Genomic DNA, 25,890 nt, shown 5'->3' with positions numbered 1-25,890 from the left:
TCAGTGCCTGCGCTTGGCTGTCTTGCGGTAGGCGTGCAGCAGCGGCTCAGTATAGCCGTTTGGCTGAGCGGCTCCTTGGAACACGAGGTCCGACGCGGCGCGAAACGCGAAGCCGTCGAAGCCGGGCGCCATCGGCCGATAGGCCGGGTCGCCCCGGTTCTGGCGGTCGACCACGGCCGCCATGCGCCGAAGCGTCTCGCGGACCTCCTCTGCGCTGCACACACCATGTCGCAGCCAGTTGGCGATGTGTTGACTCGATATTCTCAAAGTCGCTCGATCCTCCATCAGCCCGATATCGTGAATGTCGGGAACCTTCGAACAGCCGATACCCTGATCGACCCAGCGAACGACATAGCCGAGTATGCCTTGCGCGTTGTTGTCGAGCTCGGCACGAATCTCTGCTTGCGACCAGTCGCGTGCCGTCGCGACCGGCACGGTCAGGATGTCGCGAAGTTTCGCTGGCGCACGCCTGGCAAGTTGCTGCTGCACAGCGAGCACATCCACTTCGTGATAGTGCATGGCGTGCAGGGTCGCCGCCGTGGGTGAGGGCACCCAGGCGCAGTTCGCGCCGGCGCGTGGATGGGCGATCTTGCTGGCCATCATGTCGGCCATGCGATCCGGCATGGCCCACATGCCCTTGCCAATCTGCGCACGCCGATGAAAACCGCAGCGCAACGCGACGTCGACGTTGTTGTTCTCATAAGCCGTCAACCAAGTCGCCGATTTCATCTCGCCCTTGCGCAGCATCGGTCCCGCCTGCATCGCGGTGTGGATCTCATCGCCCGTGCGATCGAGGAAGCCGGTATTGACGAATACAACCCTCGCGCTGGCGGCACGGATACACTCCTTGAGGTTGACGGTCGTACGTCGTTCCTCGTCCATGATGCCGACCTTGATGGTGTTGGGTTGCAATCGCAGCAGTTTCTCGACCTGGGCGAACAGATCGTTGGTGAATGCCACTTCCTCGGGTCCGTGCATCTTGGGCTTGACGATGTAGACCGAGCCGGCGCGCGAATTGCGATAGGGGCCCTGGCCCTTGAGATCGTGCAAGGCGATCAACGAAGTGATCAGCGCGTCGATGATGCCTTCCGGTACTTCGCCACCGTTGGTCTGCAGGATCATCCCGCTGTACATCAGGTGGCCGACATTGCGGATGAAAAGCAGGCTGCGGCCGGGAAGACGCTTTAGCCGGCCATCCGGATCAAGGTAGTCGCGATCGGCGGCCAGGCGACGCGTGAGCGGCTTGCCTCCCTTGTCGAATTCCGCGCTCAGATCTCCGCGCAACAATTGCAGCCAGTTGCGATAGATTTGCACTTTGTCGGTGCTGTCTACCGCGGCGACGGAGTCCTCGCAATCGACAATCGTCGTCAATGCCGACTCGAGCACCACGTCGGCGATGCCGGCAGCATCGCTTGCGCCGATCGGGTGACTGCGGTCGATGCGCAATTCGATGTGCAAGCCGTTGTTGAGAAGCAATATGGCCTCTGGCGCGCGGGCCTCACCGCGGTAACCTGCGAACTGGGTCGCGATACGCAATGTCGTTTTCCCGCCGTCGGCGAGCGTCACCTGCAGCCGGCCATCCTGCACGGCATAGCCCTGCGCCGTGTGATGGGATCCTGCCGCCAGCGGTGCGCAGCGATCGAGAAAATCACGTGCGTAGGCAATGACCCGCGCACCGCGCAGAGGGTTATACCCGCCGGCGCGCGTCGCGCCCTGCGTTTCGTCGATGACGTCATTGCCGTAGAGCGCATCGTAGAGACTGCCCCAGCGCGCATTCGCGGCGTTCAGGGTGTAGCGTGCATTCGACAGCGGCACGACGAGCTGCGGTCCACACAAGGAGGCGATTTCGGCATCGACCCCGGTGGTCGTAATCGTGAAATCCTCGCCTTCCGGAACCAGGTAGCCGATCTCGCGCAACATCGCCTCGTGCGCCGCGACATCGAAACCGGCATCGGCACGGCCCTCGAACCAGCGATCGATGGCGGCCTGAAGCTCATCACGCCGTGCGAGCAGGGTCGCATTGCGAGGTGTCATGGTCGCAATGATCGCGCCGGCACCCGACCAGAATGATCCGGCGTCGATTCCCGTGCCCGGCAGGACTTCATCATCGACGAATTGCGCGAGCTCACGCGCGACGCGCAGTCCCTCGTACTCGACATAATCGGTCATGCGGCGCGAATCCCCTGCGGCCTGTGCTGACGAGCCTGAAGTCTAGCGGACTTGGTCGCGCTGCGCAGGCGGAGCGGGTCAGGGGGCGACTGCGACGCGATGCATCACCCGGCGCTGCGGGTAGTAGTCGGCGGCTGCATAGTGCTGAGTCAATAGATTGTCCCAGATCACCAATGAGCCTTGCTGCCACCGGTATCGCATCTGGAAGTCCGGACAGGCGACGTGCTCGAACAGCATGGCCAGCAGGTGGCGGCTCTCATTGCGGCTGAGGCCGACGATCTCGCGCGTGTAGACGCTGTTGACATACAAGCAGGCACAGCCTGAGACGGGATGGCGACGCACCACCGGATGAATACTCTCGCGGTCCGGCATGGCCATGACCGCCTCGAGCGGATAGCCGTCGACCGGGAGTCGATGCACAGCCTGCAACGGTTCGATCAACCGCTTGATCGCCGGGGATAGCGCATCGTAGGCCGCCGCCATGCTCGACCACAGCGTATCGCCGCCGGTTGCTGGCAGTTCGATGCAATGCAGGACGCAGGCGAGTCCAGGCTGCGCCCGAAATGTCAGATCGGCGTGCCAGACATTGATCTCCGGCGGATTCTTCTCGTCGTTGATCACGATCGATACCTGCGGATATCCGTCGACATGACCGAATTTCGGATGCGGATCTGCGACCGGACGGCCGAACAATGCAGCGATCTCGACTTGGCGCCCGGGTGACAATGACTGGCCACGCAGGCTGAGCACGCCAAAGCGCGCCAGTGATTCGCGCAGGAATGCGGCGATCGACTCATCGAGCGGTGCCGCCAGATCGAGTCCGGACACCTCGGCACCGATCGCAGGCGTGATTGGACGGGCAATATGCGTCACCTGGGATATTATGCGGTTTTCGGGGAGGCTCTGTGGCGGCGAACAGCTCGACCATCGCCATGATGGTCCTTTATATGGGCTTTTGTCTGGTGCTCGGCTTCATTGCCTACCGGCGTACGCAGAATCTCGGCGACTTCATCCTCGGGGGCCGCAGTCTCAACAGCTGGGTGACGGCGTTCAGTGCCCAGGCGACCGACATGAGTGGCTGGCTGTTGATGGGACTGCCCGGACTCGCCTATGCCTCGGGTTTCGACTCGGTGTGGTTGCTCGGCGGCCTGGTGATCGGCACCTGGCTCAACTGGCGTTTCGTCGCGGCGCGACTGCGCACGGCGACCGAGAAACTCGACGATGCCCTGACGCTGCCGGATTATTTTGCGCGCCGCTTTGGCGACCGGCGGCTGCTGCGCTCGATCGCGGCCTTGTTCATCCTGGTGTTCTTCGTTTTCTACACGAGCTCCGGATTCGTGGCCGCGGGCAAGCTGTTCGCCACCCTGTTCGCCCTGCCGCATGCACAGGCGATGTTCTGGGGTACGGTCGTGATGCTCAGCTACACCTTTTTCGGCGGATTCCTCGCGGTCAGCTGGTCCGACGTGTTGCAGGGCACGCTGATGTTCTTCGCATTGATCGTGGTGGCGGCGCTCGGCGTGTCGCTGACGGGTGGACCTGACATGCTCCTCGCCCGGCTCAACGTGCTCGACCCGGTGTTGCTGAACCCGTTCATTGCCAATGATGGCGAGCGTCTCGGCCTCATTGGCATCCTGTCACTTGCCGGCTGGGGTCTGGGCTATGCCGGCCAACCGCATATTCTCGCTCGTTTCATGGCGGCACGCAGTGCCGCGCACCTTACGCCGGCGCGTCGGATCGCCATGATCTGGGTGATCATCGTGCTGGTCGCGGCGGTACTGGTCGGCCTCGCGGGCCGATTATTGCTCGATCCGCCGCTCGCCGGTGCCGACAGCGAAAAAGTATTCATCGTCATGGCGACGACGCTTTTTCATCCGGCCATTGCCGGCGTCTGTCTCGCCGGTGTCATGGCGGCGATCATGAGCACGGCATCGGCCCAGCTGCTGGTCGCGTCGTCCGCATTCGCCGAAGACATCTACAAGGGCCTGTTGCGCCAGGCCGCGCAGCCGCGCGAGCTCCTGTGGGTCGGTCGCGGTGCAGTACTCGGTATCGCCATCATTGCCTATCTGATCGGGCTCGACCCGACAAGCCGCGTGCTGGAACTGGTCGGCTGGGCCTGGGCGGGTTTCGGCGCCGCATTCGGACCGGCCATCCTGTTGTCCTTGTACTGGCAAGGCATGACCCGCCGCGGTGCATTGGCGGGCATCGTGGTGGGCGGGCTGACTGTCATTCTCTGGAAGCAGGGCCATGGCGAGCTGTTTGCCCTCTACGAACTCGTGCCAGGATTCCTGCTGTCGATGCTCGCCATCGTGCTGGTGAGCCGCCTCGACGGCCCGCAACGCCCGCATGGCTGAACGCCGACCCATCGCGACTCGCAATACCGCCTGGGCGGCGGCATTGGCGCGGCGCGTGGCAGCGACGGGCCTTACTGCCAACATGATCTCGACGCTTGGCCTCGTCATCGCGCTCGCAGGCGGTTGGCAGCTCGCGAGCTTCGCCGACGCGGCCGGCCACTGGCGTTGGTCCCTGTTTCTTGGAGCGCTATGCATCCAGTTGCGACTGCTGTGCAACATGCTCGACGGCATGGTCGCCGTCCTGCATGGCCGGGCTACGGCGCTGGGTGCGCTCTACAACGATGTCCCTGATCGCATGGCCGATGTAGCGCTGCTGGTCGGCGCAGGCCTGGCGCTCGGCGAAGACGCCCACGGGCCGGCACTCGGCGCCGCGGCCGCTATGGCCGCACTGCTCACTGCCTATGTGCGGGTACTCGGCGGATCGCTCGGTACGAAGCAGCATTTCTTCGGCCCGCAGTCGAAGTCGCAGCGCATGGCGGTGCTCACCGGAGCGACGCTCCTGGGCGCGCTCGGGCCAGACCGTGCCTCGGCGAAGTGGTTGCTGCTCGCAGCGCTCGTCATCATCCTGACAGGATCGCTCCTGACATCGATACTGCGCCTGCGCGCCATCGCCGGTGAGCTGCGAGGCCGCGGATGATCGCCGCCGGCGTGGGCGGCGCATTGCGACTGCTTTGTCGATTACTGACCGGTGCCGCGCCCGTCTGGCATTGCGATCCAGCGGCGGTCGGCGCGCGCATTTTTTTCGCCAACCATGGTTCACACCTGGACACGCTCGTGATCTGGAGCACGCTTCCGCCCCAATTGCGCGCGCGAACCCGGGCCGTTGCGGCACGCGATTACTGGGAGCGCGGCGCCTTGCGCCGCTACCTCGCAACGCGTGTGTTTCGCGCGCTCCTGATCGATCGCAAACCACCGGCGAATCCGCAGTTTCAGAATCAGCAACGCGAGGCCGGTATGCGTGCCATGACCGACGTGCTGGATGCCAACGAGAACATCATCATCTTTCCGGAAGGCACGCGCGGCGACGGCGCGGATCTGCTGCCCTTCCGATCTGGCCTGTTTCACCTGGCGAAGAACAGGCCAGACGTGCCGCTGGTGCCGGTGTGGCTCGGCAACCTCGCGCGCATACTGCCGAAGGGCGAGGCCTTGCCGGTGCCCGTCCAGGGCCGCGTGATTTTCGGTGAGGAATTGCGGCTCGCCGCAGATGAGGACAAGGACGGCTTCCTGGCACGCTGCCGCGAGGCGCTGCAGGCACTCGAGCCGCGACGGTCATGAAGCCATCGGTCGATCTCGAACTCCTCTGGCTCGTGGCGGGCATCGTCGCCGTACTGGCCGCGGCGTCGCTGATCGGCTGGCTGATGCAGCGGCGTCAGCCAGACAGCGCCACGGTATCCAATCTCAATGCCAGGATTCGTGCCTGGTGGGCGATGGTGGTGGTATTCACCGTTGCGATCGCCACCGCGCCCTATGGTTCGCTCGTGATGTTCGCCCTGGTGTCGTTCATGGCGATGCGCGAATTCGCGGCCCTGTTGCCGGCACGGCGCGCGGACCATCGGGCCATGTTCCTGGCATTCTTCGTATTCCTGCCATTGCAGTACCTATTGGTTGGTATCAACTGGTATGGCTTGTTCGCACTGCTGATCCCTGTCTACGCCTATCTGCTCCTGCCGCTGCGCCAGGCGCTGTCCGGTGATACCCAGGACTTCCTTGCACGCACTTCGATGTTGCAGTGGATGCTGATGATCACCGTCTTTTGCGTGAGCCACGCACCTGCGCTGCTGATGCTCGACATCGAGGGCTACGCCGGTCAGAACGCCAAGCTGCTGCTGTTCCTGGTTCTGGTGACCGAGATGTCGGACGTATTGCAGTATGTGTTCGGCAAGCTCTTCGGCAAGCGGCACATTGTGGCGAAATTGAGCCCCGGCAAGACGCTGGAAGGTTATGCGGGCGGTGGGTTATCGGCGGTTGCACTGGGGGCAGCGCTATGGTGGGCGACACCGTTTTCGCCCTGGCAGGCAGCGGCCTTTGCGCTGCTGATCGTGATAGCCGGTATCTCGGGCGGGTTGGTGATGTCGGCGGTCAAGCGGGATCGTGGAGTGAAGGACTTCGGTACCGCCATCGAAGGTCATGGCGGCGTGCTCGATCGCATCGACTCACTGTGCTTCGCAGCGCCGTTGTTCTTTCACGTGACGCGCTTCTTTTTCGCCTAATTTCCTTGCGGGCGGTCGAGGCCCAACTGCCGTCCAATGCTCGCGACCATGTTGTCCCCGGGATAGAGTTCGCGCAGCTGTGCCAGGAGCTTCCGCGCCGGCTCGGGTTGCTTGAGCGCACGCGCGAGCAGATCGACGACCAGGAGCGCAGCACTCAAGTGCATGGGGTGCGATCGCTTCTCCTTGACGAACGGTTGCAGGATGCGCAGCGCAAGTTCCGGTCGCCGCTCCTGCGCCAGTCGCTTGGCAAGCGCGACGGTCTGGTCTTCACGTTCGAGGAAAAAACGCGGATCGAGTGCGAGGCCCTGTTCGACGGCTGCGGCCACCGGTGCCTTGCGATCTGACAGCATGACTTCCGCAACCTGTGCAGCGGCTTCGACAGTGCTCGTGGGTGACGCGGCCGCATCGGCCGCTGGCGCTGGCGCTGGCGCAGGCGCAGGGGTGGGCGCTGGCGCAGACGCGCGCATCGGTGTCGAAGGCCGCGGATCGGCAGCTGCGTCGTAGTCCTCGTCCATGCCGAGCTCGGGTGCGTAACAGCGTTCAATGACGAATGTGAGCGCGACGCCGAAGCCGACGAAGGCGCTGCTGAACAGGAGTCCCCAGGCCGTGCCGGGGCCCACGATGCTGATCAGGCGCAGCTTCATGAGTGCGAAAAGCACTACCGCCATGATCGCCGCGATCAGATAGGAGGGCAGGAGAATGCGCCATTTCTGGCCCCATACCCGCGCGAGCGAACGCAGCACGGCATCGACGCCCGATTCGCTTGCGCGTGCAACCCGGGCATGGGACAGCAGTGCCGCAACGGCAAAGAAGACCCACAGGGGTGCCAGCAGGAACGTAAGGATGGGCAGGGCAATCAAGCCGTATACGGCGACGAGTATCAATACGCCGACACCCTTGGCACCGATGGCAGGAATCATGGCGACGACCAGTTTCACGAGCAGAATAAGGAGCGACGTGAACACGGCAGCGAAAATCGTCCAGAACATGCAGATCTCGAGGCTGCGACCCACCATGGCGGGTCGTTCGTTGACCCGTCCACAGCCATGTAACGCTCCTTCGCGCCCAGCCAGCATGGCGTAGGCCAGCACCGCGACGATCGTGAGCGCCGCATACTCGAGCGCCCAGGGCAGGATGAGGCTCCAGACGCTGCGGGTGAGGACGTTGTCGGGCATCATCAGCGACGCCAGCCACTGTGCCAGGAAAGCCAGCGCGGTGGCGGCGAGCACGATTGGCCAGTGCTGCAACGCAAGCCGCGACGCCGGCGCGAACCAGGCGAGCAGGTTGCGTTGGCTCAAATTGCGATCGAGTGGATGAACCGCAAGGTCCTGCATGGCGCGGCCAGTGTAGCCGCTCTGGTGACGCCGCCCAAGCGACGCCGCAAACAGGTAGAATCAGGTCTCATTTCAATGATTGCCAGAGGGAGAGGCGTCGCGGATGAACCTCATCGAATCAGTATTGGCAGCGGGCGGCGGTTCGCTCGTTTCGCAAATGGCACGGCAGTTCGGTACGCAACCTGGGCAGACCCAGGATGCCATCGCGCAGATCACCCAGGTGCTGGGCCAGGGGCTTGCGCGCAATAGCCAGTCCTCGGGTGGTCTCGAGGCATTACTCGGAGCGCTGGCCGGCGGCAATCACCAGCGCTATCTCGACGATCTGTCGTCCCTGGGATCGGCTGCAGGCATTGCGGACGGCAATGGCATTCTCGGGCACATTCTCGGTAGCAAGGATGTCAGTCGCTCGCTTGCAGATCGCGTTGGCAGCAACACCGGTGTCGGCGCTGCGGTCGTCAAGCAGATGCTGCCCATGATCGCGGGCCTCGTGCTGGGTTCGCTCGGCAAGCAGCACTCGCAGGGTGCGCTGGCTGGCCTGACTCGAAACGCACCCGCCGCGGGCCGCTCGCCCTTGGGCGCGCTGCTCGACGCCGACGGCGATGGTTCCATTGCCGATGATCTGCTCGATCTTGCCGGGAAATTCCTGCGACGCTGAATGGCGAGGGTCGTCACCCGCTTTGCGCCGAGTCCGACCGGCATGCTGCACATCGGCGGCGTGCGCACGGCGCTCTTCAGCTGGCTGTACGCGCGCCATTGTGGCGGCGAGTTCATCCTGCGCGTGGAGGATACGGACCGCGAACGATCCACCGACGAGGCGGTCAGGGTCATCCTCGATGGCATGCGTTGGCTCGGCCTCGATCACGACAAGGGACCGTATTTTCAGAGCCAGCGCTTCGATCGCTACCGTGAGGTCATCGCCGGCATGTTGCGTGACGGCCATGCCTACCATTGCTATTGCACACGTGAGGAACTCGACCAGTTGCGTGCGCAGCAGCAGGCACTCAAGCAAAAGCCCCGCTATGACGGGCGCTGCCGCGACCGTACCGAACCGCGCCCCGGGGTCGATCCGGTGGTCAGATTTCGCAACCCCCTCGAGGGCAGCACGGTGGTCGACGACCTGGTACATGGTCCGGTCAATTTCGACAACAACGAGCTCGATGATCTGATCATTGCGCGTTCCGACGGCACACCGACCTACAATTTCTGCGTGGTGGTCGATGACCTCGACATGAACGTAACCCATGTCATCCGCGGCGACGACCACCTCAACAACACGCCGCGACAGCTGAACATGCTGCGCGCACTTGGCGCGACTCCGCCGGCCTACGCACATGTGCCGATGATCCTGGGGCCGGACGGGGCGAAGCTGTCCAAGCGTCACGGCGCAGTGAGCGTCCTGCAATATGAAGAGCAGGGCTATCTTCCCGAAGCCCTGCTCAACTACCTCGTCCGGCTCGGCTGGTCGCATGGCGACCAGGAGGTGTTCACCATGTCGGAGTTGATCGACGCTTTCGACATCGCTGCCGTCAACAAGTCTGCGGCGGCTTTCAACCCCGAGAAGCTACAGTGGTTGAACCAGCAGCACATCATGCGCGCAGGCAGCGAGCGACTCGGCGCGGCACTCATCCTGCAGCTGGCGCGCATCGGCGTGTCGGTGACGGATCGCGACTATGCGGCGGCCGTCGCGGATGCGCAGCGGGAAAGGGCGAAGACGCTGGTCGACATGGCCGATGCCAGCCGCTTCTTCTTCGTCGAGCAGGTGGACTACGACCCGAAGGCACTGGCCAAGCATGTCGATCAATCCGGTCGCGAAGTGCTGGCAGGGCTCCTCGGGCGTTTCCGGGCACTGGCCTCCTGGTCGAAGGCCTCGATACACGACTGCCTGGCCGCTCTCGCAGCAGAGCGCGGTGCAGGTCTTGGCAAGATTGCGCAGCCATTGCGGGTGGCGCTTGCGGGTGTGGCTGTCTCGCCACCGATCGACGTCACCGTGGAGCTGCTGGGCCGAGAGCGCACGGTGGCGCGAATCGAAGCTTTGCTCGCGCGCTACTGATCGGACTGCGGCAGCTCGGCGACGCCGGGCGCGGCCGCCTTGACGAGGCCATGTTGCACGGCAAACATCGTGATCGCCGCCGTGTTGTGCAGCGAGAGCTTTCGCATCAGGTTCGAACGGTGCTTTTCGACCGTTTTCGTGGAAAGATCCAGTTGCCGCGCAATCTGCTTGTTGGACATGCCACTCGCGACCAGCGTCAGCACTTCCTTCTCGCGATCCGTGATGTGGCGCAATGGATCGACGGCCTTGGCGTGGCCGCGAACGAAAGAGCCAAGCACGCGTTCTTCGATCGCAGAGCACAGGTAGCGCTCACCACGGGCGACTTTGCGTATGCCTACGAGCAATTCGGCGCGGCTCGAATCCTTGAGTATGTAACCATCGGCCTGGGCGGCGAAGGAGGCGCGAATGTATTCTTCGCTGCAGTGCGCGCTCAGCATGAGAATGCGCAGCTGTGGCAACACTCGGCGCAGCTGTGCGATCAGGTCGATGCCGGAGGATTCGGTCAGGCCGATGTCCGAGATGACGAGGTCGGGCTCGGTGCGGCCAACGACATTGCAGGCCTCTTCGGCGTCGCCCGCTTCGCCAACGACCACGATATCCGCTTCCAGCTCGAGGAGTGCGCGCAGTCCCTGGCGCAGAATGGGATGATCATCCACCAGCACGAGGCGTATCTTGCCCTCGCCCATGACGGATACCTGCCCGGTTGACGAATTCTCTGGCGTTTGTTTATTCAACGCTACGCGCGTAGCCCTTCACCGGCTCGCGAAAATTATTGATTATTAGTAACAAATGATACTCCCTTGGCGCCTGCCTGGACCAACGACTGCACCGCAGTTCCGGCTGTCGGATCTCGCGGATGACTTCGCGTCATAATGCAGAGCGTACGGCCGCATAAGTGAACACCCAGTCGCAATAGCAGTCGGCACCCTCCAGATTTTCCATGCCGGGCGGAAATCCCTTCTGTTTGAATGGCTTAGCGCGGGACGAGCTGCGCAGGCCGATGATCGACCCATCGGGCAGTCGCTCGAGCTGCAACGGCGTGCCTGGCAGCATCGGGTCATCGTAGGCGCGGCGCAGATGGCGCATCAGAATGGGGCCACGACGGTCCTCGAGGAGGTCGCTGATGCTTCGCGGATAGCCACGTGCGCCGCCGGGTCCGTTCAGGTGATAGCTTTCGATGGCGCGCAGATACTGTCGCGCGACCCACAGGAGCTGCTGTTCGCGCTCGCGCTGCACGGTCGCCGACCATACTGTGCCGGCCGCCGCCGCGGTCATGCCGAGTACGGCGACCAGCACGAGCACGAACAGGTAGCTGAAGCCACGGCTGTTGCGCTTGCCGCCGCCGCGCGAGCGCGCGCCAGCTAGGTCAGAGCTCGGCAAAAGGCGTACCTGATGGCCCGACACCTTCAGCTCCACTGCGTACGTCGCGAATACCGGGCATTTCCGGGTCATCGCTATCCACGATGACCCAGGTGTCGGCTGCACCGGTAACCGGGTCCTTGGGCAGGATCTTCAGATAGCGTTCGGCAACGAGTGCCTGCAGGTTCTCGGGAAATCGTCCCTTGTCACCTGCATAGTGATCAATGGCATCACGCATGGCGACGAGATCCTGCTGCAGAACGGTTTCGCGAGTCTTCTCGAGATTGCGAAAATATCGAGGTGTCGCAATCATCAGCAACGTGGCGACGATGGCGACGACGACCAGCAGCTCGATCAGCGTGAACCCCGGAATGCGTCTTGCGGACATCAGATCACCAGTCGCTGTAGTGGCTGCCATCGAGCGCCGTTCGGCCGCTCAGCGCATACACATCGTAGACATCATCGCCCGGCGCCGGATCCTGCGGAGGACTCTCATAGCTGCGCAGGCCCCAGGTGTCAGCCGCGTCGGCCGATGCGTCGGGAAAGAACGGATTGCGGGGCATGCGCCTCAGGAAATACATGGGCCTGAGGTTCGGATCGAGCAGGTCTTCCGTCCCCTCGACCAGTACGTCGAGGGAAGGCGGATAGCCGCTTGCGTCGACGGCGCGAGTCACGTGCCCCTGCTCGACCGCCAGCTTGTAGGCATCGATGGCATTGCGAATGTCGCGTAGCGCCACGCGCAGCTGCTGCTCCTTGATCCGCTGGCTCACCATCTGGGCCAACGGGAAGGCGGCGCTTGCGAGCAAGCCGATGATGGCGACCGTGATGATCAGCTCGATCAGCGTGAAGCCTCGTGCTTCGCGCCGAAGTATCACGGAGCGACCACCACGATCAGCGGACGCGGTGCCATGGCGCCAACCAGGCTGCCACCCGCATCGTTGGCCGTAAATTGCTGCACGGCAATCATGGTCTGCGGCCGCGGCTGCAAGGCCTTGAACTGCACCGTGAAGAGCGAGCCGTCGCCCGACAGTTCCACGCCGTCCACCTGGAAGACGGCGCGCCCACCACCGGCTGCACCCTGGGGTTCGGCGCCTTTTTCGGCGGGTATCAGGTCGCCGGCAGTTCCGCCTTGCAACTCGAGGACCTGTGGATCGAATCGCAGCATCGCATTGACCGATGCCACACTACGCAGATTGCTCACGGCGAACTGAACCTCGAAACTCTGGCCGACGCTCACCTGTCCGGGGCCGTTCAATTGCAGCGTTGGCCGGGTCGGCGGTTCCGGTGCCGTTGCCGTGTCGTCGCTGTTGCCGCCATCGCCCGTGGCATCGTCAGGCGTACCGCTACCACTACCCGGTGGCGCAACCGTTGCCGGCACCGACGAGCTGCTGGCACTTCCGCCGCCGACCTGGATTGCCGGCGCAGCAAGGGGCGCCGACCGCAACGACGATTCCGTGCCATACCAGAACTCGGTGTTCTCACTGCCCGCGCGCGGCTGTGCGCGGATGATGCGCGGGGTGATGGACAGCACGATTTCCTTCTTGTCGGCGCTGGTCGTGTTGGAGCCGAACAGGCGTCCCAGCACCGGCAGATCGCCGATGCCCGGGATATGGCTCGAGTCACGGCGATCCTGGTCGCTGATCAGGCCACCGAGGATCTGCGTTTCGCCGTCGCGCAGCCTGAGCACGGTCGATGCGGTGCGCGTACCAATCTGGTAGGCGAGGGTTCCGGAGTTGGTGTTGCTGATCTCGCGGACGATATTGCTGACCTCCAACTCCACCTTGATGGCTACGTCATTGTCGGGATAAATCGTCGGCTGTACTTCCAGCTTCAAGCCCACGTCGACATATTGGACGTTACCCGTGACAACGGCGGTGCCCCCCGCGGTGGGTGTCACGGAGTTCGTGATCACGGGCACGCGGTCGCCGATCAACACCTTGGCTTCCTGGCCATTGCGCGCACGGATGCGGGGGCTCGCGAGAATGTTCGTGATGCCCGTTTCCTTGCGCAGATCGATCGTCACGGGGACATTGCTGACCGTAATCGTCGTATCGTCCTGGTCCGCCAGGTCGCGCAACACGAGCGGATTGCCCGCGAGCGGTGTTGGATTCAATGTCACCTGATTCGGATAGCGCACACCGAGCTGCTGCAGCTTGCTGCGGGTGATCTCGAGCACCTCCACTTCCATCATGACTTCGGCTTCGGGCACGTCGATGGAGGCGAGCAGGCGCTCGGCCATGCGAATCGCCTCGGGCGTATCGCGCATGATCACCGCATTGGCGCGATCGTCGACGAACAGCGTGCGCGCGTTCAGCATGGTCTTCAGCATTTCCATGGCGCGCTTCGGATCACTGTTGGCGATGTAGAAGGTCTTGATGATCTGGTCCTGGTATTCCTTCTGCTTGTTCGCGACATTTGGGTAGATGATCACCATGTTGTCCGACAACACCTGTTGCGCAAGTGCGTTCTGCCCGAGGATGAGCGAGATGGCCTGCTCGACCGGTACGTTCTGCACGAAGATGGTGGTCTTGCCATCGCTCTTGACGTCCTTGTCGAAGATGAAGTTGATACCGGTCTGGCGCGCCAGGACTTCGAATACCATCTTGGTGCTCGCGTCGCGGAACTGCAGTGTCACCGGGCGGTTGTCCCGACTCTGCAGCTTCGGGGTCACGGTCCGGGGGCCGCGCAGGCGGTCGATTTCAGCGCGCAAGGCATTGGCGGCCGCAGCACCCGGGTTCTCGGCGAGCACGGTGCGCAGCCGCGCTTCGGCCTGGTCGTAGTCGCGACGCTCCACGTCGATGCGGGCCTTGGCAATCATGTCGGCGTGGCGGCGGTCGTCCTTGACCAGCTGTCGACCACGCTGGGCGCGATCGTTGCCGGCGTCGATCGCAAGTACCCGGGCATAGGTCTGCTCGGCCAGATCGTACTTGCCATCGGCCCTTGCCTTGTCGGCGATCGCGATGAGCTTCTGTATGACGTTCTCGCGGCGACCGTGCAGATCGAGCTTGTAGGTGAGGTTGCCCGGGTTCTGCGCAACCGCATCTTCGAGTTTGCGCAGGCCCTCTTCATACTGCCCGGATTCGATTGCGTCCAGACCGTCGCGGTGCAACTTCTCGCTGGCACAGCCGGCGAGTCCGCAGGTGGCCAGAATCGCGATGGTTGTTATTGTTATAAGTCGCGAAAACATCGCGTTCATCTCCCAATGTTGAGCCACTGCTTCTCGTCGAGCGGCAGGTAGGTGATTGCAAGGCGCCCGTTCTGCACGCCATCAATTCGATAATTGGTCTCGAGCGTCTGGCCATCGCGCACGTCGAAGACGCGATCGCCTTTGACCAGAAAGTAAACCGTAGGCTGGCCCGCTTGCTCATAGCTGCCCATCAGTTCATAGGGCAGGGGTGGCGCCGTTGGCTTGGCGGGTTTGACGACCACGGGCGGTGGTGGCGGCGGCGCAACGTACCAGCTGTGATTGGCGAAGAGATTCAACAGGCTGGCCGCGGCCGATTTTCGTTCCGGCAGTTCGAGGCGGGTCGCGGCGGAATCGCGCGCCCTGGCAGTGCGCGGCATGGACCGAGCCGGGCGATCGGGCGCGGCGCTCACGGTCGTGTCATCGTCGGGCGCATTGATGTAAAGGACGAGCGCGGTCAGCGCGACGGCAACCAACAACATCGGGCGACGGCTGGTTGGTTTGGGGCCTGTGAGTGCTTTCATGGGCTAGTCCCTTACGAAAACCACGAATTGCAGGTCCACCTGCACGTTCGCCTCGGCAACGTCATCGCGACGCAGCTTCATGCTCTCGAGCGAGATGGCGGGCAGCGATACCAGCACGTCGTCCACGAATCGCTTGACCTTTGGATAGTCCCCAACCACCGGCAGCGTGATCACATAGCGCGCGAGGGCATCGTCCTTGCGGGTCTTGATGGCGTAGTCGCCACGAATGAGTTCGAGTCCCGCACCGTCGGCTTTGCTCGCGATGGTCGCGACCATTGCCGGCAGGTCATCGCGCCTCGGCAACTGGCGCAGCACCTTGGCCGCATCCGTTGCCCGTGCCGGACCCGCAGCGGCGCCACCTGGCTGGCTGGCAAGCGCTGACAGCTGGCTGCCGAGTTCGGTGACACGTTGCTGGAGGGGTCTGACGGCGCCCAGCAGCAATCCGATGGTCGCCACGACCAATGCGAATGCAACCAACGCCGATCGGTCCATTTTCAGGATGAGTTGCGGATCGCGCAGCCGTACGGCGAGCCGGTTGAAGCGACTGGCGAGCGACCGGGTGGTGAGCGCGGAGCCGCCATGGCGTACAGCCATCAGGCGTCGGATATTCGCGACGATCGCGTTCATCGCGCGGCGCTCCAGCGCGCGGTCACCTGGAATCTGACCGGGCGTTCGCGCTCCTTCACCTGGATCTCGTGGTGATCGAGCACCGGCATCCGCAGGGTCGCGCAATGCTGCAGGCGCTGCACATAGGCGAGCGCGGCCGGAAGACTGCGCGCTTCTGCGGCGAGCCTGAGATTGCCGTGTTCACGGTCCGGTTCGATGGCGAGCAGCGCGATGTCGTCGTGGCTGTCCTTGGTCGCAGCCTCGAGATCGCCGAGCAGCTCGGACCAGGGCGTATTGAGCTCACCGATGGCAGCCTGCAGCGCCGCGCTGACGCGACCCTGCCGCTCGGCGCTGGCACCGTCCTTCGTCGCGGCCGGTTGCAAGGCTGCGAGGCGCAGCTCGAGCCCTTGCGCCTCGTCGCCAAGCGATTGCGCCCAATACGCCGTGGCAAGGAGGCAGGCCAGCGCAGTGACGCTCGCCAACAACCCGGCGACACTGCGGCGTCGCGGCTGCTCGATGAAATCGAGGTGTACCGGTCGCGCGCTCATGCCAGCAACTCCCGTTGCTGCGACAGCTGCTCGAGGGAGGTCGGCGCTCTTCCAGCCTGCGGCTCCAGCCACTCGAGCCCGTCGGTGAATGCCGTGCCCACATTGCGCAACCACAGCGGCGCGTCGACCAGGACCCTGGTCGCGGCCTGTTGGCCATTGAGCAGTCGGCCGAACGCCTGCAGCCGTTTGATTTCGTCAGCCCAGTTCTTGCCGATTCGAACGGATCGGACCTCGGCCCAGCAGCGCGCCTCGATGCGCACGGCACTCAGCGTGCTGTCGTAGATGGATACGAACCAGGCCGAGTCGTCAGGAATGCGATCGTGCACGCGATTGAAGGCGTAGACCAGGTGTGGCTGCAACGACAGGAGCTTCAGGCGTGCCGCCGAGGAGATTTCCAGGATTTCTTCGAGCATGGCGCGCGGCAGGGCGCAGGCGATGGCCGGCCTATCGTCGGCCGTGCGCGCCAGCTGACTTGCCCAGTCCTTCATGGATTCGCCGAAGATCTCGCGCAGCGAATGTTCGCCAAAGCGCAGCCGCTCCTCGTCGGTCGCAAGTTCAGGGTGCGGCGGGATGATGCAATAGCGTGCCCACATGTCGGCGACGACGATGCGCAGATTCGCGTTCTGCCAGCGGGTATCCTGCAACGCCTGGCGCAGCCGCACGACAGCCGTGGTCCAGCTGCCGCTGCCGGTTTCGTGTATCTCGAGGGTCTCGCTCGCGACAACCTTGGGGTGCAGTCCCCGTGCGACGCGATTCAGCAGCACCGAATGCGGCGTCAGGCAGATGCCCACTTCGTCACGCCATAGAGGTGACACGATTCGCCTCCTCGAGTGTAGTGATTCCGCGCCGCACCAGCTCGACGGCGGAGCGGCGGATCAGGCGCACGCCCGCGCGCACGGCCATCTCCTTCAGCTGCCGGACCGGCACGCGCGAGACGATGGCTTCGCGCAGTTCGTCATTCAGCACCAGCAGCTCGCCGATGGCGACGCGACCACGGTAGCCGCTGCCGCGGCAATGACGGCAGCCGCGGCCGCGGCGAAATGCGAAGGACGCTGCGGCCACGCCCGAGATGCCAGACTGGTCAATCAGGTGGCGGGCCGGCGGCACGGCCTCCGAGCACTGTTCGCAGATCACCCGGATCAGCCGTTGCGCAAGAATGCCATTCAGCGCGGCGACGAAACTATGGGCATCGACGTTCATATGCACGAACCGGCTCAGTACGTCGAAGACATTGTTTGCGTGCACCGTGGTGAACACGAGGTGACCGGTCAACGCCGATTGGATCGCGATCTGCGCCGTCTCGGTGTCGCGAATCTCACCGACCATGATCTTGTCCGGGTCATGACGCAGTATCGAGCGCAGGCCGCGGGCGAAGGTGAGGCCCTTCTTTTCGTTGACGGGAATCTGCAGCACGCCCGCCAATTGATACTCGACCGGATCTTCGATGGTGACGATCTTGTCCTGGCCGTTGTTGGTCTCGGAAATGGCCGCATAGAGCGTCGTCGTCTTGCCGCTGCCCGTTGGTCCCGTGACCAGCAGCATGCCGTGCGGGCGCGCGGCGAGTACACGCAGCTCGTGAACGATCCGGGGCTCGAAACCCAGCCCGTCGAGCCTAAGGCCCTGCATGCGATTGGTAATCGCCTGCTTGTCGAGGATACGCACCACCGCGTCCTCGCCGAAGATGCTGGGTATGATCGATACGCGAAAATCGATCGGTCGGCTGTCGATGGCGATCTTGAAGCGGCCATCCTGCGGGATGCGGCGTTCCGCGATGTCGAGTTCCGACATCACCTTGATCCTGGAAATGACCTGCTCGGCAACATCGGCGCCCGATACCTCGGTCGCGGACATGAGCACGCCGTCTAACCGGTAGCGTATGACCAGGCCGGCTGCGGTCGTTTCGATATGGATGTCGCTCGCGCCGCTGCGAAGCGCGTCGTACAACGTAGAGTGAACCAGCTTGACGATCGGGCTCGCGTCCTGGCTGATCGAAACCAGTGACAGGTCATCGAGCTTGATCTGCTTATCGCGTTGCAGCGCTCCCGAGATGTCCTTCGCCGCCGAGTCGACCGCGCGCACCGAGCGCCCGTGGCGACCGATATAGGCAGACAGCTCGCCGCGTCCGGCGAGCACCCACTCGAGCGGCGCATCGATCCGGGCTTCGAGCCAGGGACGCAGCTTGTCATCGAAGGGATTGCAGAACACCGCGCGGAGCATCGTGTTGCCGTCGACCACGACGCAAAGGCGTCGCGCCGATTCGGCGGGAGACAGCTGCGTGAAATTCGGCGTCAGCTCGCCGAGCTTGTCGCCTCCGATGAATTCGTATTGGAACATCGCGGCAAGGGCCGTGCCGAGATCATGCGAATCGAGCCCGGAGCTGCGCTGCAGGACGTCCAGCACGGGCTCGCCGCTGCGGCGCGCCTCGGCGATGGCTGCGCCGACGATGAGCTCGTCGAGGCCGCGTTGTTGCGCCACGGCGCTCACTGGATCGCCCCCGCGAGTTCGAATATCGGGAAATACATCAGCATCACGACCAGGCCGATGATGAGGCCGATGAACGCCATCAGTATCGGTTCGATCAGGCGGGTGAGGATGTCGACGAGGCGCGCGAGCTGGTCGTCATAGAAGGCAGCGATGCGCTCCATCATCTCGCCCATGTTGCCGGTGCGCTCACCCACTCTCAGCATCCGCACCGCGACCGGTGTCGTGAGGCCGTGATCCTGCATCGCCTGCGCCAACGAGCGTCCTTCGCGCACCGCCTGCAGCGCAGACTGCAGGGCCGGGCGAAGCGCGGCGCTCAGCAGACCCTCCGACATGGTGATGGCGGTCACCGCGGGCATGCCACCGCGCAGCAGCATGCCGACCGTGCGGTAGAGGCGCGCCAGCTGATACACCTGCAGGTGCTGTCCAACGCTCGGAATGCGTGCGATGCGATTGACTACCGCGGCACGCACCGAGCTGCGGGTGACGAGATAGCCGATCGCCGCTATCGCAGCGGCGGCAACGAGCCCGATGAGGGCGGCATGACCATCGACCAGCCGGCCCCATTGCATCAGCAGTCGCGAGGCCAAGGGCAGGTTGCCGCCCATGTCCTCGTAAATTGCGCTGAACCGCGGCACCACGTAGCCGATGAGGAAAACGATGACCAGCAGGCCCGCCGTGCAAAGCACCAGGGGATAGATCGAAGCGCTGATGATTTTTTTCTTGAGTACGTCGATTTGCTGCTGATAGGCGATAAAGCGGGTCAGCGCCTCGCGAATATCACCGGTGCGTTCGCTGGCCCGTATGGTCGCCACATACAGTGGCGGGAAATTCCGCGGCTGCTCCTCGAGGGCGAGCGACAGCGGCCGACCCTCGAACAATCGTGCACGAATGGCCGCCAGGGACCGCTCGATCGCCGGATTCGTCTCCTTCTCCGCCAGCGTGTCGATGGCTTCGACCAGCGACAGACCGGCATCCAGCAGCGCAATGAGTTCCTGGCTGAAGCTGATCAGCGGAACGCGGGTGCCACGCGCTGTAAACGCAGCGCCTATCGAGTAGTCGCGCTCCTCGCGCATGCTGATGATGGCGCTGCCATCGGCCGTCAGCTGCCGACGCGCATCGGTCTCGTCGATTGCCTCGATCAACTGCTCGGTCAGGCTCGAGTCGGTCTTTACGGTTTTGGCTATGAAGCGCATGGTCGGTCGATTGGCCGTCTGGCTATTCCCAGTTGCCGATGTCGGCACTCTCGCCGGTGCCGCCCGCCCGGCCGTCCTTGCCGTAGGAGTAGAGGTCTATCTCCGTGCGAGTGCCCGGTTCCTGGTAAATGAACTCGCGGCCCCAGGGATCCTTCGGAACCGCCTTTTTCAGATAGGGCCCCGCCCAGCCTGGCGCGGTTGCGGGTGCCGCATTGAGTGCCGCGAGACCTTCTTCGGTGGTCGGATAGCGCCCGACGTCGAGCCTGAACTGATCGAGGGCGGATTCGAGCGCATTGATCTGCGCGCGCGCCGCCTTGACCTGCGATTTGCCGACCTGCGAGAAGTAACGCGGCGCAACGAACGCGGCCAGCAGGCCCACGATTACCATCACCACCAGCAACTCGAGCAGCGTAAAGCCGGCCGCCGTGACGCCATGTGTGGATCGAACGTCATGCATGATCGTGGCCCTCCACTTCGTCAGGCAGGAGACGCCATTCGATTCTTGCCACGGTACCGCCCCTCGGTGGCGAGTCGATCGTGAAGGCGCCGCCGCTCAACTCCGCACGCTCGCGGACATTGCGCAGGCCATGCCCCTGGCTGGTCACGGCGGCGCGGTCGAAACCAATGCCGTCGTCGCGCACGTCGAGGTTCAGGGTGAGATCATCCATGCGCAGCGCGACATTGACGCGACGCGCACGTGCATGCTTGGCGACATTGTTGAGCAGCTCCTGTACGCAGCGGAAGATTTCCGTATCCAGTCGATCCGGAATCTGCCTGTCATCGACCGCAACGTCGCAGTGCACATCGAGCCGGGTATAGATTTCGCCGAATTCGCGACAGAACCACGATACGGCCGACGCAGCTCCGAGATCGTCGAGCACCGTGGGTCGCAGGTTCATGGCGATGTTGCGGCTGCTCTCCGCAACCGCGCGCACGCCGCGCACGGCAAGATCGAGCGCCTTACCGGCGTCGTCGGCTTGACCCGCTGCGAGCAGCTGCACGGCGCGCTCCAGAGAATATTTGAGCGCGCTCAAGGTCTGTCCAACCGAATCGTGCAGCTCGAGTGCGATGCGTCGCCGCTCAGATTCCTGCGCATCGATCAGGCGTTCGGACAGCAGCACGAGCTCCGAATGCGATTCGCGCAATTTGCGTTCTGCGTTTTCGCGCCGCAGCACTTCGTTACGCAGCACACGGTTGGTGCTCCTCAGTTTGGCCGTGCGCTCCCTGACACGGTCCTCGAGCTCAGCATTGAGCGACTGCAATGCATCGCGCGCCTGGTGGAGCTCGGTTGTATCGGAAATGACCAGCACCGCACCTGGGTCGCGGACCTCGCGCGTGGCAGCGTCCCTCGCGAGCAGGCGCAGCCGAAAGCGCAGGCGACGCTCGTCGCCCCGAACCGCAACATTGTGCGCGAACTCCGTTTCGGTAACTTCGGCCAGCCGTTGCCAGGCGGCCCGCATCTGCTTGCGCAATGAACAGGCATCGTCACTGCAATCGCCGTGCAGCAATGCATGCGGTGAGCGGCCGGCTGCGTCCATGACCGTGGCGAGACTCCAGCGCTCGACGGTGCGGTTGGCACGTACGATGGTCATGCCCGGATCGAGCAGGCACACCACATCCGCGAGCGAGTCAGCTGTCGATTCCCACTCGAGCTTGGCGCGGGCAATGGCGTCGTTCAGCTGCTTGCGCGTCCTGCCGGTCCGGTTGCCGTCGCTTGCAGGGCCGTTGCGCAACATGCGCCGCGTGATACGCACGCCGTTGCCGATGGTTCGCGCGGGCTCGGCGATCGACAGGGACTCCGGCGCGAATGCCGCCAGCGATTCTTCGTATGCTTCGCTCATCTTCCATTTCCCTCGTTGCTGTGACGGTGCAAATCCCTGTGCACCATGACCTTTAGCGTCTGCGCGTAGGTTGGCGCGGCCGATCCTGAACCTCGCCTTCGGGACCGCGGATCGTCAATACGTCCTGCACGGCGCCGGCACTGGCCTGGTAAACCCAGTCGCGACGTGATTCACGCCAGGTCATCGAGCCTACGTCGACGATTTCAAGATTCGCGTCCGGGCCGAGTGCACTCGTTACGCGCACGTTCAGGCTTTTGCCGTCGTGCGAATAGACCGCGTATTTGACGTCGATGGTGAGGTCGAAACCATTGCAGTCCTGATCGATGCCATCACGCCGCGCTTCGGGAGCGCCCGGATGAATGCTCGCATCCTGGTCGTTGCAGTCGGTCTGCAGCGGGAAACCATCGTTGTCATCGTCGATGGGTTTCGCAATGGCATCGAGCGCACTCACCGCATCGACGAATCCGTAGCCGCTGTCGTTATCCGGCCCGGGCACACCGACATCGCGCGCCGTGGCGGCGATGGCGGCTTCGACTTCGCCGGCGGTTGCGGTCGGCCGGCCGCTGCGCAGGAGCGCGCTGACGGCAGCAACCTGGGGTGCGGAATAGGATGTGCCGGTGACATTGGCGTAGACAGGATTGCCGCCAGCGGAGAAGTCGGCAGTTCGCAGATCCTCGCCGGGGGCGACGACCTTGGGAAATATCGTGCCGTCGCAGGCCGACGGTCCGCGGCTGCTGAATCCGGAGACGGCGCCGCTGCGATCGACCGAACCGACACTCATGATGCCCGTGAGATTGGCCGGCGAGACGCTGGTCGCCGCGGCCGGGCCGTAATTGCCGGCCGAGAAGACGACGCTGATGTCTGCGGCCTTCAGTGCCGCGATGGCATCGGCGAATACCGACGAACAGGTATTCTCATCGGCGATGTCCCAGGCATTGACGACGACATCGGGCGCATCGTCGGTCGCAGGATCGCCGTCGGGGTCCAGCAGCCAGTCGAATGCGAGCAGGATCGCGCTCTCGAGTGCCCGGCCGGAGTCATCGAAGATTTTCGCGGCGATCCATTGGCTCTGCGGCGAAACGCCAATGGCCGTACCGCCGGCGCTGCCACCGACCATGAGCCCCATCACCTGGGTGCCGTGACCAAGCAGATCGGCAGGTGTCGCGTGCTGTCCGTAGGGGTCGTACCAGCTGTTGTTGCCGCCACGGTAGGCGCTGGCCAGGTCCGGATGCTGGTCATCAACGCCGCTGTCGAGACTTGCGATGACGATTCCCTGGCCTTCGATGCCCGCGTCCCAGAGTTCACTCGCACGCAGCGCGTCGATATTCCATTCGGCGGCTGCCGCCTGCGCGCTGATGCCTATCGGTGCCTGGCGCACGGCATCGAGCCGCACATCGAGGATGCGCGAGTCGGCGAGCAACTGCCAGATGACGCCGCGTGGCGCGCGCAGCGCGACGGCATTGGCCGACCAGATCAGCTGGACGTTGGTGGCGCCCGCGGCCTCGAGCATTTGCACCAGGTCATTGCCGCGCAGTTCGGCCTGCGTGCGCAGATCGCGTACCAGCGCGGCGCGGGTACGCTGACGAACACGCGCGACCCGAGCCGGTGATTCGCCGCCGTCCCAGTACGGCACTTTGCGAAAAGCCTCAGGCGCTGCGCTGCGCTGCAGTCGTGCAATCACCGCAATGGGCTCGGCATCGCCAGCACGATCGAGCGCGGCCTGCAGTTCGATCGCAGCGGATGAGTCTTTGGTTGCGGCGGCCGCCGGGCGCGGCGATCCGGCCAGCCAGGCACTCAAGCATATGACCAGGCATGCCGCTGCCATCAAGCGTCCGCCCGGATGCGCGAGCGGGCGTCCCGGTTGACGATCTGCGGCGGTAGGTTGGATCAGCTGGGTCAACGCGGTCCCTGACATTGCGATTGTCTGCGCACATTCGGCAAGGCTGCAGCACTCCCTGTTACTGCCGCCCGTGCTTGGCGCTCCTTGCATGCCAGACTAGGCCCTGGGACGGGCGCTGACAGCTGGGTCGATCGCTTAGCCGCGCTAGGCGATGGCCCCAAGGTCCGGTAGGGAAAGACTGTAGTTCAGCCCGATTCGGTCAAGCCGCGCAATTTATTGTATAAATCAAGGACTTTCGGAACGTATTCCCGGGTTTCGCGGTAGGGGGGAATGCGTTTTCCATAGCGCTCGACCGCTGCGGTCCCGGCATTGTAGGCAGCCAACGCGAGCTGCAGATCATTGCCGAATCGATCCATCAGCCGACGCAGGTATCGCGCACCCGCATCGACATTTTGCGCCGGGTCATGGGGATCGCGAACGCCGAGCGTGCGCGCTGTTGCCGGCATCAATTGCATGAGGCCACGCGCGCCTTTCGGCGAGACGGCATTGGGATTGAATCCAGATTCGACCACGATGACCGCGCGCAGCAATTCCGCAGCGACATCAGCGCTGTCCGCGGCACGTTCGATGATTTCGTCGTATTGGCTGGCGCGCGCCAGCATGCGGGGTGAAATACGCTCGCCCGCCTTGGAGTACTCAGGCGCCGCCTTGAGGATCAACTCGTAACGTGATTCGGTCGGGACATTCGAGTAGTGGGCGGTGCCCTTGGCGTCGACGTAATAGAAGATATCCGACGCCGAGGCCGACGTTGCGCCAAGCCAGCACGCCGCTGCCAGCCAGATTATCGTGCCGAGCCTCATGCACGACAGCAGAACCCAATTCCGCCGCGATGACTAGGTAGGAAAGGACTGTAGCTGCGTCGTTCTACCGATCCCTCAGGCCCGTTACCTGTGCGTCAGGGGTTGCAGTAGCCGTTGGCAATTGCGTAGGCGGTGACAGCGGCGGCGCTGCGTAGCCCGAGCTTGCGCATCAGGGAACCGCGGTGTTTCTCGATGGTCTTGGGGCTGAGCGCCAGCAGATCGGCGATTTCCCGGGTCCGCAGGCCGCTCGCGACCAGCTGCAGGACTTCACGTTCCCGCCGGCTCAGGCTGTCATCCTCCGCACGTGTACGCGCCATGGGGCTACGCATCAGGATGCGAATGATGTCGCGGCAGATACCGGGGCTCAGGTACTGCCGGCCGTCGAGGAGACTGCGCATCGCGAGGCGCAGTTCATCGTGCGGGTCGTCCTTAAGGACATAACCGTCGGCGCCGCTACGCAGGGCGGCATCGACGACCGTGTAGTCGCGCAGGAACGTCAGAGCGAGCAGTGGCAGTTGTGGATAGGCCGTGCGCAACTGGCGGATGGTTTCGATGCCACCGGCGTCGTTGGTGAGGGTGATGATGGCGAGTTCGACGCCGCGCTCCGAGACGTTGTTGATCGCATGGTCGGCCGAATCGAAGACGTCGACGGGTTCGAATTGGTCGTCCGCATCCAGGAGCTGCTGCAGACCATCGCGCAGCAGGCCCGGTTGTTCGATGATGATGATTCGGGGCTTGCGCGAGTGTTCCATGACCGATGGAGCCGTCAGCGGGGATTATTTTTCTGGGACTTCGCTCAGGAACTCCCGCAGTGCTTGCCGGCCATCCTGCCACAAACCATAGGGTCGTGTCGCCTTGTCGCCGTCGAAAAACGCTGCCAGGTGCTCGCTGCCCGCCATGTAATTCAATGTGGCCCAGTCGATGGCGAATGCGCCGGTGGAGTATTGGCTGACCGGCGGCGCGCCAAAGCGCGTTTCGGTGCGAAAACTGTCCAGCACCTCGGACATGGCCGGAAAGCGGATATCGCGGCCGTCGGCGACGACGACCAGTTTGGTCAGGTCCGTTTCGATTTCGCCGCCCACGCGAGAGTCGATGGTCGACCAGCGATAGACGACGAGGACGGTATTGATGCTACCAGCGCGATTCTCCGACACGGCGGTTGCCGTCAGATAGTCGCGTGCGTTGGCGGCCACGTCCTTTCGTTCGCGCGCGAAGACGATGGGTTCGTGCGCGATGGTCAGCGTTACGCCGGTATTGGGGTCGAGAAAGACCTGCGCGTCGGGCACCGGCGCAGCGGCACAGGCCGCGACTGCCAATGTCGGCAGCAGCCGGATCAT

The 25,890-nt window shown here is 63.8% G+C and carries 26 protein-coding genes; 6 read left to right on the top strand and 20 right to left on the bottom strand.

The window, feature by feature from the left end; genetic code table 11:
• Together R3E77_14770 and R3E77_14765 are read right to left on the bottom strand one after the other, a co-directional pair.
• The gene (locus R3E77_14770; protein ID MEZ5500673.1) at positions 1-2,169 is read right to left on the bottom strand and encodes a malate synthase G; all 2,169 of its coding nucleotides are present in this window, start codon (positions 2,167-2,169) and stop codon (positions 1-3) included.
• 78 nt (positions 2,170-2,247) lie between these two features.
• Positions 2,248-3,042, bottom strand: coding sequence for a TauD/TfdA family dioxygenase (locus R3E77_14765; protein MEZ5500672.1), 795 nt, complete (start codon positions 3,040-3,042; stop codon positions 2,248-2,250).
• A 32-nt stretch (positions 3,043-3,074) separates the two neighbouring features.
• Here R3E77_14765 and putP point away from each other — a divergent pair, with 32 nt between their 5' ends.
• Genes putP through R3E77_14745 form a run of 4 tightly spaced genes read left to right on the top strand, consistent with a single transcriptional unit; the run spans position 3,075 to position 6,730 of the window.
• Positions 3,075-4,520, top strand: coding sequence for a sodium/proline symporter PutP (putP, locus tag R3E77_14760; protein MEZ5500671.1), 1,446 nt, complete (start codon positions 3,075-3,077; stop codon positions 4,518-4,520).
• Positions 4,513-5,157, top strand: coding sequence for a CDP-alcohol phosphatidyltransferase family protein (locus tag R3E77_14755; protein MEZ5500670.1), 645 nt, complete (start codon positions 4,513-4,515; stop codon positions 5,155-5,157). Before putP ends, R3E77_14755 begins: the two co-directional genes overlap by 8 nt.
• Positions 5,154-5,795 carry a lysophospholipid acyltransferase family protein gene (locus R3E77_14750; GenBank protein ID MEZ5500669.1) on the top strand — a complete coding sequence of 214 codons (642 nt, stop codon included), beginning with the start codon at positions 5,154-5,156 and terminating at the stop codon, positions 5,793-5,795. The genes R3E77_14755 and R3E77_14750 overlap by 4 nt, the downstream gene beginning before the upstream one ends.
• Positions 5,792-6,730: a phosphatidate cytidylyltransferase gene (locus R3E77_14745; GenBank protein ID MEZ5500668.1), complete on the top strand. Its 939-nt coding sequence runs from the start codon at positions 5,792-5,794 to the stop codon at positions 6,728-6,730. The genes R3E77_14750 and R3E77_14745 overlap by 4 nt, the downstream gene beginning before the upstream one ends.
• On the opposite strand, the gene R3E77_14740 is transcribed toward R3E77_14745, so the two are convergent.
• Positions 6,727-8,064: a hypothetical protein gene (locus R3E77_14740; protein ID MEZ5500667.1), complete on the bottom strand. Its 1,338-nt coding sequence runs from the start codon at positions 8,062-8,064 to the stop codon at positions 6,727-6,729. The two genes, R3E77_14745 and R3E77_14740, sit on opposite strands and share 4 nt — an antisense overlap.
• A 103-nt stretch (positions 8,065-8,167) precedes the next feature.
• Between R3E77_14740 and R3E77_14735 the strand changes: the two genes are divergently transcribed.
• Together R3E77_14735 and gltX are read left to right on the top strand one after the other, a co-directional pair.
• Entirely contained in the window at positions 8,168-8,719 is a 552-nt protein-coding gene (locus R3E77_14735; protein MEZ5500666.1) for a DUF937 domain-containing protein, read from the top strand.
• Complete coding sequence (gene gltX / locus R3E77_14730; GenBank protein MEZ5500665.1) at positions 8,720-10,114, top strand: glutamate--tRNA ligase; 1,395 nt, start codon at positions 8,720-8,722, stop codon at positions 10,112-10,114.
• Here the strand turns inward: gltX and R3E77_14725 are convergent.
• The 17 genes from R3E77_14725 to R3E77_14645 all read right to left on the bottom strand — a co-directional run bounded on the left by R3E77_14725 (position 10,108) and on the right by R3E77_14645 (position 25,890).
• Positions 10,108-10,800: a response regulator transcription factor gene (locus R3E77_14725; protein MEZ5500664.1), complete on the bottom strand. Its 693-nt coding sequence runs from the start codon at positions 10,798-10,800 to the stop codon at positions 10,108-10,110. The genes gltX and R3E77_14725 overlap by 7 nt on opposite strands.
• Positions 10,801-10,981: 181 nt before the next feature.
• On the bottom strand, positions 10,982-11,494 hold the full coding sequence (locus R3E77_14720; GenBank protein ID MEZ5500663.1) for a hypothetical protein: 513 nt from the start codon (positions 11,492-11,494) through the stop codon (positions 10,982-10,984).
• On the bottom strand, positions 11,481-11,861 hold the full coding sequence (locus R3E77_14715) for a prepilin-type N-terminal cleavage/methylation domain-containing protein (GenBank protein ID MEZ5500662.1): 381 nt from the start codon (positions 11,859-11,861) through the stop codon (positions 11,481-11,483). The genes R3E77_14720 and R3E77_14715 overlap by 14 nt, the downstream gene beginning before the upstream one ends.
• A 4-nt stretch (positions 11,862-11,865) precedes the next feature.
• Entirely contained in the window at positions 11,866-12,348 is a 483-nt protein-coding gene (locus R3E77_14710) for a type II secretion system protein (protein ID MEZ5500661.1), read from the bottom strand.
• Positions 12,345-14,669, bottom strand: a complete 2,325-nt coding sequence (locus tag R3E77_14705) for a cohesin domain-containing protein (GenBank protein ID MEZ5500660.1) — start codon at positions 14,667-14,669, stop codon at positions 12,345-12,347. Before R3E77_14705 ends, R3E77_14710 begins: the two co-directional genes overlap by 4 nt.
• Positions 14,666-15,181, bottom strand: coding sequence for a hypothetical protein (locus R3E77_14700; GenBank protein MEZ5500659.1), 516 nt, complete (start codon positions 15,179-15,181; stop codon positions 14,666-14,668). The genes R3E77_14705 and R3E77_14700 overlap by 4 nt, the downstream gene beginning before the upstream one ends.
• A gap of 3 nt (positions 15,182-15,184) precedes the next feature.
• Positions 15,185-15,808 carry a type 4a pilus biogenesis protein PilO gene (gene pilO, locus R3E77_14695; protein ID MEZ5500658.1) on the bottom strand — a complete coding sequence of 208 codons (624 nt, stop codon included), beginning with the start codon at positions 15,806-15,808 and terminating at the stop codon, positions 15,185-15,187.
• Entirely contained in the window at positions 15,805-16,335 is a 531-nt protein-coding gene (locus R3E77_14690; protein MEZ5500657.1) for a hypothetical protein, read from the bottom strand. The genes pilO and R3E77_14690 overlap by 4 nt, the downstream gene beginning before the upstream one ends.
• Positions 16,332-17,150, bottom strand: coding sequence for a hypothetical protein (locus R3E77_14685; protein ID MEZ5500656.1), 819 nt, complete (start codon positions 17,148-17,150; stop codon positions 16,332-16,334). Before R3E77_14685 ends, R3E77_14690 begins: the two co-directional genes overlap by 4 nt.
• The gene (locus tag R3E77_14680; protein MEZ5500655.1) at positions 17,131-18,810 is read right to left on the bottom strand and encodes a GspE/PulE family protein; all 1,680 of its coding nucleotides are present in this window, start codon (positions 18,808-18,810) and stop codon (positions 17,131-17,133) included. Before R3E77_14680 ends, R3E77_14685 begins: the two co-directional genes overlap by 20 nt.
• Before the next feature lie 5 nt (positions 18,811-18,815).
• Positions 18,816-20,012 (bottom strand): type II secretion system F family protein, encoded by a 1,197-nt coding sequence (locus R3E77_14675; GenBank protein ID MEZ5500654.1) that lies wholly within the window; start codon positions 20,010-20,012, stop codon positions 18,816-18,818.
• A 22-nt stretch (positions 20,013-20,034) separates the two neighbouring features.
• On the bottom strand, positions 20,035-20,469 hold the full coding sequence (gene gspG, locus R3E77_14670) for a type II secretion system major pseudopilin GspG (GenBank protein ID MEZ5500653.1): 435 nt from the start codon (positions 20,467-20,469) through the stop codon (positions 20,035-20,037).
• A complete protein-coding gene (locus R3E77_14665) occupies positions 20,462-21,853 on the bottom strand; it encodes a histidine kinase (protein MEZ5500652.1) in 1,392 nt (463 codons plus the stop codon). Before R3E77_14665 ends, gspG begins: the two co-directional genes overlap by 8 nt.
• Before the next feature lie 52 nt (positions 21,854-21,905).
• Positions 21,906-23,678, bottom strand: a complete 1,773-nt coding sequence (locus R3E77_14660; GenBank protein ID MEZ5500651.1) for a S8 family serine peptidase — start codon at positions 23,676-23,678, stop codon at positions 21,906-21,908.
• A 260-nt stretch (positions 23,679-23,938) separates the two neighbouring features.
• Positions 23,939-24,553, bottom strand: coding sequence for a lytic transglycosylase domain-containing protein (locus R3E77_14655; GenBank protein ID MEZ5500650.1), 615 nt, complete (start codon positions 24,551-24,553; stop codon positions 23,939-23,941).
• A 95-nt stretch (positions 24,554-24,648) separates the two neighbouring features.
• The gene (locus tag R3E77_14650) at positions 24,649-25,305 is read right to left on the bottom strand and encodes a response regulator transcription factor (GenBank protein ID MEZ5500649.1); all 657 of its coding nucleotides are present in this window, start codon (positions 25,303-25,305) and stop codon (positions 24,649-24,651) included.
• A 24-nt stretch (positions 25,306-25,329) separates the two neighbouring features.
• The gene (locus R3E77_14645) at positions 25,330-25,890 is read right to left on the bottom strand and encodes a hypothetical protein (protein ID MEZ5500648.1); all 561 of its coding nucleotides are present in this window, start codon (positions 25,888-25,890) and stop codon (positions 25,330-25,332) included.

The organism is Steroidobacteraceae bacterium (assembly GCA_041395505.1).
GTDB lineage: Bacteria > Pseudomonadota > Gammaproteobacteria > Steroidobacterales > Steroidobacteraceae > JAWLAG01.
Note: the sequence above shows the minus strand (reverse complement) of the source record. Positions and strands in the feature narration are given on the sequence as shown.